The sequence below is a fragment of the Pontixanthobacter luteolus genome (assembly GCF_947494915.1).
GTDB classification, from domain to species: Bacteria; Pseudomonadota; Alphaproteobacteria; order Sphingomonadales; family Sphingomonadaceae; genus Pontixanthobacter; species Pontixanthobacter luteolus.
Genome location: NZ_CANLWR010000002.1, coordinates 1 through 14,345, shown reverse-complemented (window position 1 = coordinate 14,345; position 14,345 = coordinate 1). Strand labels below are relative to the sequence as shown.

At 58.3% G+C, this 14,345-nt stretch carries 16 protein-coding genes; 10 read left to right on the top strand and 6 right to left on the bottom strand.

Going from position 1 to position 14,345, the window contains the following annotated elements:
- Nucleotides 1-81: 81 nt before the first annotated feature.
- The 5 genes from PO778_RS08945 (at nt 82) to ssb (ending at nt 4,154) form a co-directional block, all read left to right on the top strand.
- A complete protein-coding gene (locus PO778_RS08945) occupies nt 82-702 on the top strand; it encodes an ankyrin repeat domain-containing protein (protein ID WP_160731631.1) in 621 nt (206 codons plus the stop codon).
- The gene (locus tag PO778_RS08940; protein ID WP_271439376.1) at nt 699-1,361 is read left to right on the top strand and encodes a COQ9 family protein; all 663 of its coding nucleotides are present in this window, start codon (nt 699-701) and stop codon (nt 1,359-1,361) included. The genes PO778_RS08945 and PO778_RS08940 overlap by 4 nt, the downstream gene beginning before the upstream one ends.
- Before the next feature lie 45 nt (nt 1,362-1,406).
- The gene (locus PO778_RS08935; protein WP_160731633.1) at nt 1,407-1,661 is read left to right on the top strand and encodes a FeoA family protein; all 255 of its coding nucleotides are present in this window, start codon (nt 1,407-1,409) and stop codon (nt 1,659-1,661) included.
- A complete protein-coding gene (gene feoB, locus PO778_RS08930) occupies nt 1,658-3,511 on the top strand; it encodes a ferrous iron transporter B (protein WP_160731634.1) in 1,854 nt (617 codons plus the stop codon). Before PO778_RS08935 ends, feoB begins: the two co-directional genes overlap by 4 nt.
- A 106-nt stretch (nt 3,512-3,617) precedes the next feature.
- The gene (gene ssb / locus PO778_RS08925) at nt 3,618-4,154 is read left to right on the top strand and encodes a single-stranded DNA-binding protein (protein WP_271439375.1); all 537 of its coding nucleotides are present in this window, start codon (nt 3,618-3,620) and stop codon (nt 4,152-4,154) included.
- Here the strand turns inward: ssb and PO778_RS08920 are convergent, their stop codons facing one another.
- The 3 genes from PO778_RS08920 to PO778_RS08910 all read right to left on the bottom strand — a co-directional run bounded on the left by PO778_RS08920 (nt 4,155) and on the right by PO778_RS08910 (nt 6,062).
- Nucleotides 4,155-4,856, bottom strand: a complete 702-nt coding sequence (locus tag PO778_RS08920; protein ID WP_271439374.1) for a class II aldolase/adducin head domain-containing protein — start codon at nt 4,854-4,856, stop codon at nt 4,155-4,157. It abuts the gene before it with no gap.
- A 97-nt stretch (nt 4,857-4,953) separates the two neighbouring features.
- Entirely contained in the window at nt 4,954-5,481 is a 528-nt protein-coding gene (locus PO778_RS08915; RefSeq protein WP_271439373.1) for a YceD family protein, read from the bottom strand.
- Nucleotides 5,478-6,062 (bottom strand): ubiquinol-cytochrome C chaperone family protein, encoded by a 585-nt coding sequence (locus tag PO778_RS08910; protein WP_271439372.1) that lies wholly within the window; start codon nt 6,060-6,062, stop codon nt 5,478-5,480. Before PO778_RS08910 ends, PO778_RS08915 begins: the two co-directional genes overlap by 4 nt.
- Nucleotides 6,063-6,289: 227 nt before the next feature.
- On the opposite strand from PO778_RS08910, the gene PO778_RS08905 reads away from it, so the two are divergent.
- From PO778_RS08905 to PO778_RS08890, 4 genes are all read left to right on the top strand, one after another.
- Nucleotides 6,290-6,742 (top strand): outer membrane protein assembly factor BamE, encoded by a 453-nt coding sequence (locus tag PO778_RS08905; RefSeq protein WP_420850012.1) that lies wholly within the window; start codon nt 6,290-6,292, stop codon nt 6,740-6,742.
- Between the two features lie 76 nt (nt 6,743-6,818).
- Nucleotides 6,819-7,379 carry an ATP-dependent protease subunit HslV gene (hslV, locus tag PO778_RS08900; RefSeq protein ID WP_160731640.1) on the top strand — a complete coding sequence of 187 codons (561 nt, stop codon included), beginning with the start codon at nt 6,819-6,821 and terminating at the stop codon, nt 7,377-7,379.
- Between the two features lie 8 nt (nt 7,380-7,387).
- Nucleotides 7,388-8,689, top strand: coding sequence for an ATP-dependent protease ATPase subunit HslU (gene hslU / locus PO778_RS08895; protein WP_160731641.1), 1,302 nt, complete (start codon nt 7,388-7,390; stop codon nt 8,687-8,689).
- The gene (locus PO778_RS08890) at nt 8,689-9,093 is read left to right on the top strand and encodes an ACT domain-containing protein (protein ID WP_271439371.1); all 405 of its coding nucleotides are present in this window, start codon (nt 8,689-8,691) and stop codon (nt 9,091-9,093) included. Before hslU ends, PO778_RS08890 begins: the two co-directional genes overlap by 1 nt.
- A gap of 58 nt (nt 9,094-9,151) precedes the next feature.
- Here the strand turns inward: PO778_RS08890 and PO778_RS08885 are convergent, their stop codons facing one another.
- Nucleotides 9,152-10,945: an ABCB family ABC transporter ATP-binding protein/permease gene (locus tag PO778_RS08885; RefSeq protein WP_271439370.1), complete on the bottom strand. Its 1,794-nt coding sequence runs from the start codon at nt 10,943-10,945 to the stop codon at nt 9,152-9,154.
- A 277-nt stretch (nt 10,946-11,222) separates the two neighbouring features.
- Here PO778_RS08885 and PO778_RS08880 point away from each other — a divergent pair, with 277 nt between their 5' ends.
- Nucleotides 11,223-11,414 carry a hypothetical protein gene (locus PO778_RS08880; protein WP_271439369.1) on the top strand — a complete coding sequence of 64 codons (192 nt, stop codon included), beginning with the start codon at nt 11,223-11,225 and terminating at the stop codon, nt 11,412-11,414.
- 93 nt (nt 11,415-11,507) lie between these two features.
- Here the strand turns inward: PO778_RS08880 and PO778_RS08875 are convergent, their stop codons facing one another.
- Both PO778_RS08875 and PO778_RS08870 read right to left on the bottom strand, forming a co-directional pair.
- Nucleotides 11,508-12,494, bottom strand: a complete 987-nt coding sequence (locus PO778_RS08875; protein WP_271439368.1) for an aspartyl protease family protein — start codon at nt 12,492-12,494, stop codon at nt 11,508-11,510.
- 82 nt (nt 12,495-12,576) lie between these two features.
- Complete coding sequence (locus tag PO778_RS08870; protein WP_271439367.1) at nt 12,577-14,079, bottom strand: lipopolysaccharide biosynthesis protein; 1,503 nt, start codon at nt 14,077-14,079, stop codon at nt 12,577-12,579.
- Nucleotides 14,080-14,345 lie beyond the last annotated feature (266 nt).

Below are 14,345 nucleotides of genomic sequence, written 5' to 3'. Positions count from 1 at the left end.
GTACGGGTTCATGCTCTGCTAATTGCTGGCGGGCAAGGGGACGAATCTGTCCCATAAGTAATTTCTGGTTGGAGAATGAAAATGGCCCGCGCCGTTTTCCGTAAGATTTTTGCAATTGCAGCCTTGTCGCTCACGCTCTCCGCAGCGCCGGCGGCCGCACAATTGTATTCTGATGGATATGAATTCCTGAAAGCGGTGAAAGACCGTGACGGCGACAAAGTGACGCAGGCCTTGAACGAGCCGGGCAGCGTCATCGTCAACACACGCGACATCACTTCGGGCGAATCGGCCTTGCATATCGTAACGAAGCGCCGCGATGTGACATGGATCAAATTCCTCGCGCAGCGAGGGGCAAATCCCAATATCCGCGACAAGAACGGAGTGACGCCGCTTCAGATTGCATCCTCGCTTGGATTTATCGACGGGGTAGATGCGCTGATTGCCGCCGGGGCCGATGTCGATGAGAGCAACACTGCTGGCGAAACGCCTTTGATTGCGGCTGTTCATCGCCGCGATACCGCGCTGGTCAGGCTGCTGCTATCCAAAGGGGCGAACCCTGACCGCAGCGACAATTCAGGGCGCACGGCGCGCGATTATGTACAGCTGGTCAACGGGAACTCGCAGCTCCTGAAAGAATTCGAAGATGCAGATGCAGAGCGTGCCTCTGCCAAGGAAGTGAAGAATTACGGACCCATTCTATGAAAATTGATGCTGCCGATCTGACGCTTGACGAACTGCGCGTCGAAATGGCCCCGCTCGTCGCTGAGGCAGCTGTATTTGACGGGTGGACCGCCGCCGCTGTCGAGCAGGCAGCAAAAGATTTTGGCGCTGACCCGGACGTGGCGAGGCTGGCGTTTCCTGGCGGCGCTATGGATATGATCGACGCATGGATCGCTTCGGTGGATGGCCGGATGGCGGACGCACTGCCGGCTGATGTTCTGGCCAAGATGCCGATCCGAGAACGGATCAGGAGCTTGGTCCAGTTTCGGCTGGATGCAATCACCGGACAAGAGGAAGCGCTGAAGCGTGCTTCGGCAATAATGGCCATGCCGCAGAATGCCCCGCAGGCACTGAAGACCGGCTGGCGCAGCGCAGACCTGATGTGGCGGCTCGCAGGCGACACGGCGACGGATTACAATCACTATACCAAGCGTACGATCCTGGCGGGAATTTACGGTGCAACACTGGCCGTTTTTGCCGACGACGCGAGCGACGGCAAAGAGAAAACGAGAGCGTTTCTGGATCGCCGCATCGAAGGCGTCATGAAATTCGAGAAGGTGAAGGCAAAATGGCTTAATCCGGATCGCGAGACATTCAGCATCTCGCGTTTTCTTGGCCGCCTCCGCTACCCGTCGAGTTAATGATAATCAGTTGCAAATAGCGCGCCTCTCTGGCAGCGCGCCGCTATGGATTTGGCACCGACTACACTGGATCGAATCGCGCGCGGCAAACGCGCCACCATCACCCGCGTTCATTGGGAGGATCTTGCCCCCGAGGAAGCAAAAAGGCTTCGCGCGCTAGGTCTGGATGTCGGCGCGCGTGTGGCAGTCGCTCACCGCGGTGTTTTCGGCACGAGCGATCCAATTGCATTGATGGTCGGACGCATGACAATCGCTGTCAGAAAAGTTCACGCTTCTGCGATGGAGGTGGATCCATCATGACCCGCACACGCACCGCCGCTCTGGTGGGTAACCCCAATGCCGGGAAAAGCGCGCTGTTCAATGCGCTGACCGGCGCCCGGCAAAAGATCGCCAACTATCCCGGCGTCACCGTGGAACGGAAAGCCGGACGGATATCCCTGCCATCGGGTGAAAGTATCGAACTGCTCGATTTGCCGGGCAGCTATTCGTTTGATGCGACCAGCCCTGATGAAGAAGTCACCCGCAAAGTGGTGATGGGTGATCTGGACGGGCAGGATCAGCCGGATGTTCTGATCATCGTGCTCGATGCCGCAAATATCGAACAACATCTCGTCTTCGCGCAGGAAGTGATCGAACTGGGCATCCCCACGATCGCCGCGCTCAACATGGTCGACTTGGCCGAACGCGACGGTCTGACGCTGGATGCAGACGCGCTGGCGGGGGCGCTGGGAGTACCAGTCATCCCAACAGTCGCCGTGCGCCGCAAAGGGCTGGCGCAACTGACAGAAGCGATTGCCGATGCAGAAAAGCAGCGCGAAGAGCATCCGAACCCGGAACCGAAGCCGCATCTGACCCTGCCGGAAAGACGCCTGGCTGCGGGCAATATCGCTAAGGCGGCGATCCTGTCGGAAACGGCAGAACGGCGTTTCCACCATGGCCTCGACGGGGTGCTGCTCCATCCATGGCTCGGCCCCCCTATTCTCTTTGTCTTGCTGTTCGTGATCTTTCAGGCGGTATTCGCCTGGGCGACCCCTTTTGCCGATGGGCTTGAGGCAGGGGTGAGTGCGATTTCAGCGTGGGTAAGCAGCACTTTCCCGCAGAACTTCTTTCGCGATCTGATCACTGAAGGCCTGCTTGCAGGTGTTGGATCGGTCGTAGTGTTCCTGCCCCAGATTATCATCCTGTTCGCATTCATTCTGGTGATGGAAGCAACGGGTTACATGGCCCGCGCGGCATTCGTGATGGACCGGCTGATGGCGAGTGTGGGCCTTTCCGGGCGCAGCTTCATTCCGCTCCTGTCCAGCTTCGCATGTGCCATTCCCGGCATCATGGCGACGCGCAGCATCGCCGATCCGAAAGACCGGCTGACCACAATCCTGATCGCACCGCTGATGACCTGTTCAGCACGCTTGCCGGTCTATCTGATTATCATCGCCGCTGTGATCCCCGAAAGGCAAATCGCACCGCTGATCGGATTGCAGGGGCTGGTGATGTTCCTGCTATATCTGGCGGGTATAGTCGGTGCCGTGCTGGTGGCGCTGGTTCTGAGGCGCACGGTTACCGCAGGGCGCGCCAGCGGTTTCATCATGGAATTGCCGCGATACCAACTGCCCAGGCTCAGCGATCTGGCGATTGGCCTCTGGCAGCGTGCGTGGGTTTTCCTGCGCCGTGCAGGCACGATCATTTTTGCGGCAACGGTTGTGCTTTGGTTGCTGCTGACTTTCCCCAAGGCTGACATCGGCGAGAGCCAGCTCGACGCATCCTATGCTGGCCAGATATCCGCTGTGGTCCAACCGGTTTTCGATCCGATCGGCTTCAATCAGGAAATGACCCTCGCGCTGGTGCCAGCAATGGCGGCCCGCGAAGTTGCCGTATCATCGCTGGCCACGACCTACGCCGTCGATTCGGACGATGAAAGCGAAGCCGAGGAAGCATTGAAGGAACAGATCGCTGCGAGGTGGAGCTTGCCGACGGCGCTCGCCTTCCTTGCGTGGTTTGTATTCGCGCCGCAGTGCATTTCGACAATCGCGGTTGCGCGGCGAGAGACGAATGGCTGGAAATGGCCGATGTTCATGGTCGGCTATCTGTTCGCGCTAGCTTACGTGTTTGCCGGCCTGACCTATTGGGTCGCAGTGTGGGCCGGCTTGTAGCGAGCCGCTGTCCACACCTTGAGTCAGAAAAACCGACTGGCAATCTGGTCTGCCTCCCAGCGATTAGCTAACCCGTTGGTCAACAGATTCGCGAAGGAAAAGTCTTATGGCAGGCAGCCTCAACAAAGTAATGCTCATCGGTAACCTCGGGGCTGACCCTGAAGTGCGCTCTTTCCAGAACGGCGGCAAGGTCTGCAACCTGCGCCTTGCGACGACCGAAACCTGGAAAGATCGCAACACAGGTGAACGTCAGGAAAAAACAGAATGGCACACGGTTGCCATTTTTTCCGAAGGTCTTGTGAACGTTGCAGAGCGTTTCCTGCGCAAGGGCAGCAAGGTTTACGTCGAAGGTCAGCTGCAGACGCGCAAGTGGCAGGACCAGTCGGGCAATGACCGTTACAGCACGGAAGTTGTGCTGCGCGGTTTCAACGGCACGCTGACGATGCTCGACGGTCCCGGCGGTCAAGGTGGCGGTCAAGGGGGCGGAAATTACGGCGGCGGCGCATCGGGCGGTGGTTCGGGTGGTGGTTCAGCCGGCGGCTCCGGCGGTGGCTGGAACCAGGGCGGCGGCAATGGCGGCTCTGGCGGAAGCTCGGGCGGCGGTTCCAATTACGATGATCTGGACGACGATATTCCGTTCTGATCAGCCGAACAATCGCGCTGTCACATCGGCCCACCATAGGCCGCCAGCGACGGTGAATTTGGCTATCATAGCCAGAACGAACAAGGAAAAGGCCGTCACTGTCGCCCAGTGCGGCCTTTTTTGCATCTTCCAGTCATGCACAAAGAAAGCGGCATAGAGCGCAAGGTGTAGCGCCATTATCACCGGGGGCGGTCCGCCGAATGACAATACCAGCCTTGCGGCCGCAGGATCGAGCATCACGAGCCCGGCCAGCAGCATCAGCCGTTTGTGCGCCTGCGCATTCTTCCGGTTCCAGAATGCCAGCGCATAAATGATCACGAAATTGATGATGTCGGTGACGGGGAATATCGTTGACCCCGCGCCGTCCATCCCGGCGATCGAAAACTCGGGCCGGGCATAGGCTTCTCTGGTGATCCAGTAACCGAGCGCAACGATTAGTGCGGCGAACGCCAGGCTGATCATTCCAAGCCGCTTGTGGAGTGCCCAATTGCCGCCCGCGATCAGGCGCGGCTGAACAATCAGTAGGACATACCAGCCAAGAAATACGGTGCCGTGGGCTAAAATCAGGGGGTTTGCGAGAGAGCCGAAGGCTGTGCCGGTCAATTGCGCGGACCCGAAACCGGCGATCACGATCGCGGTCAGCACAATCGCCATACGCTGATAAAACGGCTCGCCTGCCTTGCCTGCCTTGATGCTCACCATTGCCGCCATCCCCCGGTGGTCAAAAAATCAGCGGCCCGGGGGAAAGCTGCCACAGCTAGCCGATTGCAGCAAGTTCGCAGGTTTTGCGGCGCCTGGCTTAGTCCTTTTTCAGCGCGGCGAGCATTTCAGCCAGAGGACCATTTTGCTCCCCCTCTGTGACGATGCCTTTTTCTTTTCGCGCCGTGTCGGCACGAGGGCCAGTGGCGTAGGGGTCGATTGCCAGCCCGAATGTCTGGGCAATTGCTTCCCCCAGATCGAATGTATCGCCGCTAAATTCGATTTCGTCGAAATCGTCCACGTCCAGTTCGATCTCTTCGTCAGCAGATACCACCGATGGGGGCGGGGCGGCGGGAATGAACCTGATATCGATCGTATCTTGCACCGACACCGGGAAATCTTCCCCGGACACTGCGCAAGGTTGCAGCCAATCCGCCTTCAGGCTTCCCTCAGCGGCAATGTGGCCGCCTTTGGGCGTGAGCATGACTTCGGCCCGAAGCGACTTGATCTCCGACAGAGAAAACCGCTCGGCGAGCGCAACGCGCTGCGCCTCGCTCGCTTCGATAATGTAGGGGTCTTCCTTCAGTGCCTTGGTCTTGACGGGGAAATGCAGTTCGCTTTCAATCATGCGGCAATCTCTCCAGCCAGTATCTGTTCGTGGCTGCGGCCTGCCAGCCGCTGTGCGAGCGCAATCAGCGCTCTGCCCATTACGGACGGGTCAGCCCCGTCATTCAGTCGCGCATTGCGTTTAACCGCGCCGGCCATTTCCGCCTCGTTCGCTGGCAGGGCGCTGCGAAAGGCACCCATCCGGCCGCCGTGCGCCTCCATCAGCTTGCCCATTTTTTTGCCCAAGGTCGGATCGCCGAGCCCGGTTTCGCGCAACTGCCCATCCATATCGTCAACGAACAATTCGGTAAGCCGGGCGGTGGCGGGCAACATGTCAGGCTCATTTTCGATCCTCAGCATCACCAGCGCCAGAACGCTTGAGATCATGTCGAACCTGCCTTCGACCGTGTCGGCTGCGCCGTAGTCGCGGTACCAAATCGGATCGCGCGCCTCGCCGACAACCGAAAGGTATAGCGGCTTGAGCTCGTCCTTAGGATCCGGGGCAGTGCCGAATAGCCTAGACAGGAAAGAGGTTCTGCTTGGACGAGACGATCTGTTTGTTTGGGACAAGGGGTCATTCACCTGCAATTGCGGCCGTGCCATCTGGACCGCGGAATATTGAGCCGTTCAGCGGCAATTCAAGCCGCCGCCGACACACGCTGGCAATTACTGCCCAAGCGCATGGTTGCATGGCGGTTGGCATCGCCGTAAGGCTTCGCCTGAATATAGGTTTTGAGCCCGTAATTCCAAGGTGCGTTTCAGCGCCGGATGCGGGCGACACGAAAAGGTTTATTTGAATGACTGTAGGCAAGCGTTTTTCTCGCAAGATGATGACAGCCACTTTGCTGCTTGGCGCGTCCGCAGCAATGGCGGGTTGCTCGTCCATCCGCGAGAACCGCGGTTATATTGTCGATGAAACCCTGATCAGTTCTGTTCAGCCTGGTATCGATAACCAGCAGTCGGTCGTGGCCACGCTCGGCCGTCCTACCTTCACCAGCCAGTTCGGCGACCAGACCTGGTATTACGTTTCTAGCGTTACAGGACGCAAACCGTTCGTACGCCCGCGCATCCGGCAACATATGGTGCTGGCCGTGAAATTCGACGAAGGCGGCAATGTGGTTGCTGCAGATCGCAGCGGACTTGATCAGGTGGTCTATCTCCAGCCCGATGGGGACGAGACGCCGACGCTCGGCCGTGAACGCAGCTTCTTCGAAGATCTGTTCGGCAATATCGGTCAGGTCGGTGCGCCTGGTGCCGGCGGCGGTGCCGGCCCCGGACGTTAAGGCTAACCCGGCCTGCCGAAAAGTCCCGACAAGCGCGTAGCTTGATCGCAGGCACAGGCTCCCCATATCCGGGAATATGAGCACAACAGACAATCCGCACGGTCTCGTCCAGTGGCATGGGACTACCATCATCGGCGTAAAAAAGGGCGGTAAGACCGTCATTGCCGGGGACGGGCAGGTTTCCATGGGCAATACCGTGATGAAACCCAATGCCCGCAAGGTGCGCCGTATCGGTGAAGGCGGGAAAGTCATCGCCGGTTTTGCCGGCGCTACTGCCGACGCCTTCACATTGTTCGAACGTCTTGAGAAAAAGCTTGAGCAGTACCGCGGCCAGTTGATGCGTGCGGCAGTCGAGCTGGCGAAGGATTGGCGAACCGACAAATACCTTCGCAATCTGGAAGCGTTGATGATCGTCGCTGACGAAGAAAGCCTTCTTGTGCTGACCGGCAATGGCGATGTTCTGGAACCGGAAGGCGGGATCACGGCGATCGGTTCGGGCGGCAATTATGCTCTCGCAGCGGGCCGTGCGCTCGACCAGTACGAAGACGATGCTGAACTGATCGCGCGCAAGGCGATGCAGGTCGCAGCCGACATTTGCGTATTCACCAACGGCAATGTGACCGTAGAAACCATTTAAGAGAAAATATGACCGACGCACTCACCCCCAAGGCGATTGTCGCCGCGCTGGATGAACACATCATCGGCCAGAAGGACGCGAAGCGGGCAGTCGCTGTGGCGCTGCGTAACCGCTGGCGCCGCCAGCAGCTCGGCGACGAACTGCGCGACGAGGTCACGCCGAAAAACATCCTGATGATCGGCCCCACCGGCTGCGGCAAGACAGAGATTTCTCGCCGTCTTGCAAAACTGGCTGAGGCTCCGTTCGTAAAGGTCGAGGCGACCAAATTCACGGAAGTGGGTTATGTCGGGCGCGATGTTGAGCAGATTGCCCGCGATCTGGCTGAAGAGGCGATCCGCCTTGAAAAAGAGCGCCGCCGCGAGGCTGTGCGCGAAGCGGCGTCCAAGGCGGCGATGGACCGCTTGTTGAACGCCCTCGTCGGGGAGAACGCGAGCGAGGCGACCCGTGAGAGTTTCCGCGAGCGTATCACCGATAATTCGATGAACGATACCGAAGTCGAAATCGAGGTGCAGGATGCGCCATCCATGCCGATGGATATCCCCGGCATGGGCGGCAATATCGGCATGATCGATCTGAGCGACATGATGGGTAAAGCCTTTGGCAAGGGCAATGCCAAGCGCCGGAAGCTCAAGGTCCCCGACGCGTGGGACAAACTGGTCGAAGAAGAGGCCGAGAAACGAATGGATCAGGACGATGTAGCCCGCGTCGCCCTGGAGAATGCAGAGACCAACGGGATCGTGTTCCTCGACGAAATCGACAAGATTGCAGTCAGCGATGTGCGCGGCGGTTCCGTCAGCCGCGAGGGGGTCCAGCGCGACCTGCTCCCGCTGATCGAAGGGACGACCGTGGCAACCAAGTATGGTCCGATGAAAACCGACCATATCCTGTTCATTGCAAGCGGCGCGTTCCACGTCGCCAAGCCATCTGACATGTTGCCGGAACTGCAGGGGCGCTTGCCGATCAGGGTTGAATTACGGGCTCTCACCGAAGAAGACTTCGTCCGCATCCTTGCGGAAACTCGCGCCAATCTGGTTGCGCAGTACAAGGCGCTGCTCGGGACGGAGGATGTAACGGTCGAGATCAGCCAGGATGCGATCGTCGAAGTCGCCAAGATTGCCGCACAGGTGAATGAAAGCGTCGAGAACATTGGTGCCCGCCGCCTGCAGACTGTCATGGAAAAGCTGCTGGAAGACCTTAGCTTCGAAGCCGAAGACCACGCCGGTGAAACGATCGTGATCGATGCACCATATGTGCGGGAGCGGCTGTCTGAACTGGCTGAAGATACCGACCTCAGCAAATACATTCTCTGATGGCGCAGGTCCGCGATCCGGCGGCCATGATCGCGCAAATGTCACCGCTGCTTGACCAGAGGCGCTGGTGCTTCGTGACGGTCAGCGACCCCGGTCAGGCAATTGAGCTAATGCGGCGTGCACTCGCGACGTTCCGCGAGGAAGAAGGGCTGTCCCTGATCGTGCCAGCCGATGCTGCGCAAAAGGCTGATTTGGCCGCTGCATCTTACAGGCGGATCATTCTGCAGGTGCATTCAGCGCTGGACGGGGTGGGGCTGACAGCGGCCGTGTCCGCGGCGCTTGCGGACGCCGGAATCGCCTGCAACGTCGTTGCCGCATTTCACCACGATCATATCTTCGTACCCGAAGAATATGCGGAGCAGGCATTGGCTATCCTTGAACGGCTGGCTGCCTCGGCGGGTTAGCGAATCTCACTGTGCGATATCACTGTGCGATATCACCGCGCGATGGGCAGCACTTGGATCATTCCTCGTTTTGTTGCCGCGCCCACATTTCTGCATAGAGACCATCCATCTTCAACAGGTCGGTGTGCGTTCCCCGCTCTGCCAGTTTACCCTGATCGAGAACTAGGATCTCGTGCGCGCTTGCCACGGTGGACAGGCGGTGAGCGATCGAGAGTGTCGTCCGGTGGCGTGAGATACGGTCTAGCGTGGCAAGAATGTCCTGTTCCGTCCGGCTATCGAGCGCACTTGTAGCCTCGTCCAGCATCAGGATGGGCGGATCCTTTACCAGCGTCCGTGCAATGGCAACCCTCTGCTTCTCTCCGCCAGACAGTTTGAGGCCGCGCTCTCCAACTTCCGTTTCGAAGCCCTGAGGCAATGCCTCGATGAAGGGCATGATCGCGGCATCGCGGGCGGCACTGCGAACAGCATCCTTGCCCGCGCCGTCCTTGCCATAGGCTATGTTGTAACCGATTGTGTCGTTGAACAGAACGCTGTCCTGCGGGACGATCCCGATCGCTTCGCGCACGCTCGCTTGTTTGACCGTTGCGATATCCTGTCCGTCGATCAGGATACGGCCCGACCACGGATCGTAAAAACGGAAGAGCAGCCGGGCGATGGTTGATTTACCCGCGCCTGAGGGGCCGACGATGGCGATATTGTCACCGGCCGGGACTTCGAAGCTCAACCCGTTCAGAATAGTGCGATCCCGCTCATACCCGAAGACCACATCTTCGAATGCAACCGTGGGACGGCGGATTATCAGAGCCGGCGCACTCGGCGGATCTTCGACCTCGACATCTGTATCCATCAGCCGGAACATTTCAGCCATGTCGATCAGGCCTTGGCGGATCGTGCGGTAGACCCAGCCGAGCATATCCAGCGGCCGGAACAGCTGCATGAGGTAGGTGTTGACGAAGACCAGGTCACCGACTGTCAGCTCCCCCTTGCTCCAGCCCCAGACGGTGTAAGCCATCGCACCTGCCATGAGCGCATTGGTGATGAACGACTGGGTGATGTTGAGCAGGCCCAGCGAATTTTCGCTTTTCACTGCAGCCTGCGCATAGGCCCTTGCCGCCGAGGCGTAGCGTTCTTCCTCGCGGCTTTCCGCGCCGAAATACTTCACCGTCTCATAGTTCAGCAGGGAATCGACGGCCCGGTCCAACGCGCGTCCATCCAGATCGTTCATCTGTTTGCGCAGCTTGGTCCGCCATTCGGTGATCCAGCGTGTCACCGCGATATAGGCAATCACGGTGAAGCCGGTGGCCGCGACGAGCTCCCATCCGAAATTGATATAGAAAATCACTCCCACTGCGATCAGTTCGATCACAGTCGGAGCAATGTTGAACAGTAGGAAATAGAGCATGGAATCGATGCTCTTGGTTCCGCGCTCGATCGTCTTGGTGATTTCGCCGGTGCGCCGCGACAGATGGAACCGCAGGCTCAACTTGTGAAGGCTTTGAAAAACATTCTCGGCCAGCTGACGGGTCGCGTCCTGGCCCACCCTTTCGAATGTTATGTTGCGCAAATTGTCGAACACCAGGCTGGTGAAGCGCCCGAGCACGAATGCCAGAACGAGCGCCATTGCCACCATGACAGCCTCATTATTCTGAGTGGTCATCGTATCGACGGCATTTTTATAGGCAAATGGCAGTGCGAGAGTTGTCGCCTTCGCTGCCAGCACAAAGAAGACTGCAATCACGATCCGCTTTTTCAAGCCGGGATTGTTGTGGGGCCAGAGGTAAGGGAGAAACCGCCTCAGTGTGCTCCAGCTGTCATGGTCGGCGGGCGTTGGCGTGGCGGGATCTGGTGGCATAGCCCGCTATGTGGAGATGAATGAACCCTGCCGCAATGGTCGGAGCATGGCGAGGCAGGGCGCACGGTGCACCACCCGCTCAGCCGAAGGTGATCTTTCTTCGAGTCGACACAGTATCAAACTAAAACCAATGTCTTCCCGCGTATGCTATCCATCAACTCGTCCCCTGAATAATTCAAATCGTCTCGAATACTTCCAAGTCAGCTTTCCAAATCATTTTGGTTTAACCACAAAAGGCGTGCATCTATTTTGATGCATTCTAGGAAAGGGACGCAAAATGAAGAAGTTTTCTATGAAAATTACCGGACTTGCCTTTGTCATGGCATTTTCAGCTTCCCAAGTTCAGGCGCAGTACGTGAATGATGAGGCGTTTATTCAATGCATGCAGGATTGTCAGGACTGGCAGCCCGACGCACAAACCGTCCGTCAGTGCGAAAACTGGTGCTATGCGTACTACAATCCCAACTGATAATTAAGCGGTGAGCAGCCCGGGTCGCTGAGGATTTCTTGGTTTGAAGTCCTGCCGCTCCCGGGCCGCTTGCCCCTCACCCCTGTTCCGACCCTAAAGTCGCGAGGGCATAATGCTGCCCCGGAGTGGAGCGCGCCTGCGCGAATTGGCTGGGAGATCGAACAGGACTGTCCGGGTCGCAAAGTCGATCGCCACTCTGTCAAACAGGCGCAGGTCCCGCATTCCGAGTATCAGTGCAGGGCGGCCATTTAAGCCGAGGGCGGTGAAGGCGGGACTTTCCGTAAAAGTGATCGCGAGATTGCTCAATTGCATATCCTGGATCTCGAGCCCTTTGGCTACGTGGACATCGCCAAGAATCTCCGCACCGTTCACATCTGTCGAACTCCGCTGTTCCAGTTTTCGCGCGCGCAGACGCTGTTTCAGCTTCATATTGCCAAAGCTGCTCTGTGCGCCGGTGTCGATGATGACCGCAGTGCGGACGCCATCTATCTCTGCGCTGGTAATCACGAGCCTACCCAGCTTGTGGCGTGCGCGGACGACAATTTCATATCCTCGGTTGCCGCCGAGAACCTCGGCATCGTTCACGGAGATCGTGTCTGCGCGAAAGTCGATCATCACGCGCAGGTCTTGGAGGCTGTCCAGCCCGAGTATGCCGTCGGCGCCTATGTGGCGGGCCTCCAGCATTGGCGCTGAAATATTGTCGAGAATGCGTTCGGCAAATTCCAAACCGTTCAACTCGACCAGTTGAACGGGCGCTCGGCTACCCATTCCAACAACGATGGCCTCGCCATTCGGAGCAAGGTTCAGTCTTTCAGTAAGCCCGCGGGTCACGACGGTCGCCTGTGCCCCGGTGTCGATCATGAAGCGAAAAGGACCTTCGCCCTCGATCGTGACCGGCACAGTCATCCGTTCGTAATAGTCGGCCTTGCCTTCGACTATTTCATCAGCTGTGACGTTCTCATAGGCCGAAGCATCGTGTTCAGCGTCTGCGACAGGCGGGGATTGCAGCGCGCTTGGCTGGTCCGGCACTGGCCCGGCCACTGGCACCATACCCATTACAAACATCGCCAAGATAGACATCGCGTTACTCCGATAAGTTACATCGGATGTGTACCACGCGCGCTCGGACTCGCCAAATTGAGGCGGCGGGTGGCCGGCCGGATCAGATCGCTACAGCCGCGGCGACTGGATCCTGTTTGCCTTCGCGGATCATGGCCCATGTTTCTTTCAGCAAGCGGGGCCACACAAGCCACAGTGTCCCGCCGTAGAGAAGCGCGCCAGCGAGTGCGAGAAGCACCAACTGCACAATGTACGGAAGGGGGCTGATAAACGCCCCGAGGGCAAGAACCCCGGCAGCCATAACCGTGCAGGCAGCGGCGACCGGGGCAAGCTCCCGGATCAGGTCCGACAATTTGACATTGATGGCGGGCAAAGTGAGCGCGAGCGTAAATGCGAGCAACGAAGGGGCGGCGACCCACCATGCATGGACGAGGCCCATTGGGCCGCTGGCTATTCCGACCAGGAAGACTGCTGGAAATACCACGGCGCCAAATGCGCTTGTCGCAACATATATACGCGGACGGCCGATCGCGTTTGTCGCAGGCGAGCAAACGATTTGCAGCGCAAAAAACGGCATGGCCAAAGCCAGTCCAGCGATGATCGGGATCATCTCCGACCACTTGTCTCCCATGATTGTGAAGACGGTCGCCTCGGCGGTCAGCGCGAGCCCTATATAGATAGGTGCGGTAACTAGCGCGACGGTACGCATCATCCGGATAAAGAATGGCGCCAGCGGCAGGCCGTCCTTCGATAGTTCGGACATGGCCGGGAACGTGACTTCATTGATCGGGGGCAGAAATTTGCCTGACACAATCAGCACCAGAAAAAGGCTGGTTGTATATATGCCAAGGTCATGCGGTTCGAATGCCCGCCCGGCGATGAAGATGTCGCTCTGGCTTTGTACGATCCAGAGCAGCTGGCACAGGGTTAGCGCACCGCCAAATGTCACGACGTCACCGGCTCCGCGAAAATCAAATGTCGGCCAGACGAGAAGGCGCGCCGATATGGTCAGGCCGATGGCGCGAACTGCAGCCATTGCGATCGGCGCGAACACCAGCGCCCAAACGCCAAACCCGTACCAGGCCATGATCAGTGCTGTCGAAGCGCCAGCCAAAGCGCAAAGCATGTTGACCAGACCCTGGCTGCGAAACTCGATGCGGCGGGCAAGCAGAGCCGATGGCAATGCTATAAAGGGAGTGGCCAGAAAGATGACCGCCTGAATGCGCAACATATCAGCAACCAACGGCTGCCCGTAATAGGACGCCGCAACTGGTGCCAAAATGAACTGAGCCGCAGCGATCAGCACGTTGGCTAGGATCAGCATCCCGAAAACCTGGCTGATCCGGTGGTCGGATATCTCGCGGGATTGCACTAGCGAGGTCGCAAAGGAATAGCCGTTAAGAAAGGCGAGGGCGGTCAGCACTGCCTGCGACATTGCAAACAGACCGTAATCGGCTGGCTCCAATATACGTATGACCATGAAGGTAGAGGTCCAGGTGATCGCCTGCGCGAGCACCTGGCTACCCCAACGCCAGGCTAGGGCACTGCGCACACGCGCTGCGAATCCGGTATCGTCCGGTGCGATTGTCTGGCCTTCTCGAGTCACGATGGGGTTCGTAGCCCCTAAAAGTGAAGAATCTGCCCAATCTTTCGGCCGATCAATCGCACGACTCCTCGTTGAAGTCTGTGAGTCTCGGGCCAAGGGCTGTGATTCCCGCCAATCCGCCGACTTTCTCTTATCTCCTGCGCACGAGGAATTCGACAATCTGGCCTAACAGAGGTCTGTTTTTAATCGCTTTTTTCCGAACTAGTTTCTTTTGTAATAAAATTGCAAAAAGGGTTTGACGGGAATGTGAGTCGTGTCTAGAAGCC

Excerpts from the sequence above, each read along its gene's own strand:
- PO778_RS08945 (WP_160731631.1), top strand. The coding sequence starts at position 82 with ATGGCCCGCGCCGTTTTCCGTAAGATTTTTGCAATTGCAGCCTTGTCG.
- PO778_RS08940 (WP_271439376.1), top strand. The coding sequence starts at position 699 with ATGAAAATTGATGCTGCCGATCTGACGCTTGACGAACTGCGCGTCGAA.
- PO778_RS08935 (WP_160731633.1), top strand. The coding sequence starts at position 1,407 with ATGGATTTGGCACCGACTACACTGGATCGAATCGCGCGCGGCAAACGC.
- feoB (WP_160731634.1), top strand. The coding sequence starts at position 1,658 with ATGACCCGCACACGCACCGCCGCTCTGGTGGGTAACCCCAATGCCGGG.
- ssb (WP_271439375.1), top strand. The coding sequence starts at position 3,618 with ATGGCAGGCAGCCTCAACAAAGTAATGCTCATCGGTAACCTCGGGGCT.
- PO778_RS08920 (WP_271439374.1), bottom strand. The coding sequence starts at position 4,856 with ATGGTGAGCATCAAGGCAGGCAAGGCAGGCGAGCCGTTTTATCAGCGT.
- PO778_RS08915 (WP_271439373.1), bottom strand. The coding sequence starts at position 5,481 with ATGATTGAAAGCGAACTGCATTTCCCCGTCAAGACCAAGGCACTGAAG.
- PO778_RS08910 (WP_271439372.1), bottom strand. The coding sequence starts at position 6,062 with ATGGCACGGCCGCAATTGCAGGTGAATGACCCCTTGTCCCAAACAAAC.
- PO778_RS08905 (WP_420850012.1), top strand. The coding sequence starts at position 6,290 with ATGACAGCCACTTTGCTGCTTGGCGCGTCCGCAGCAATGGCGGGTTGC.
- hslV (WP_160731640.1), top strand. The coding sequence starts at position 6,819 with ATGAGCACAACAGACAATCCGCACGGTCTCGTCCAGTGGCATGGGACT.
- hslU (WP_160731641.1), top strand. The coding sequence starts at position 7,388 with ATGACCGACGCACTCACCCCCAAGGCGATTGTCGCCGCGCTGGATGAA.
- PO778_RS08890 (WP_271439371.1), top strand. The coding sequence starts at position 8,689 with ATGGCGCAGGTCCGCGATCCGGCGGCCATGATCGCGCAAATGTCACCG.
- PO778_RS08885 (WP_271439370.1), bottom strand. The coding sequence starts at position 10,945 with ATGCCACCAGATCCCGCCACGCCAACGCCCGCCGACCATGACAGCTGG.
- PO778_RS08880 (WP_271439369.1), top strand. The coding sequence starts at position 11,223 with ATGAAGAAGTTTTCTATGAAAATTACCGGACTTGCCTTTGTCATGGCA.
- PO778_RS08875 (WP_271439368.1), bottom strand. The coding sequence starts at position 12,494 with ATGTCTATCTTGGCGATGTTTGTAATGGGTATGGTGCCAGTGGCCGGG.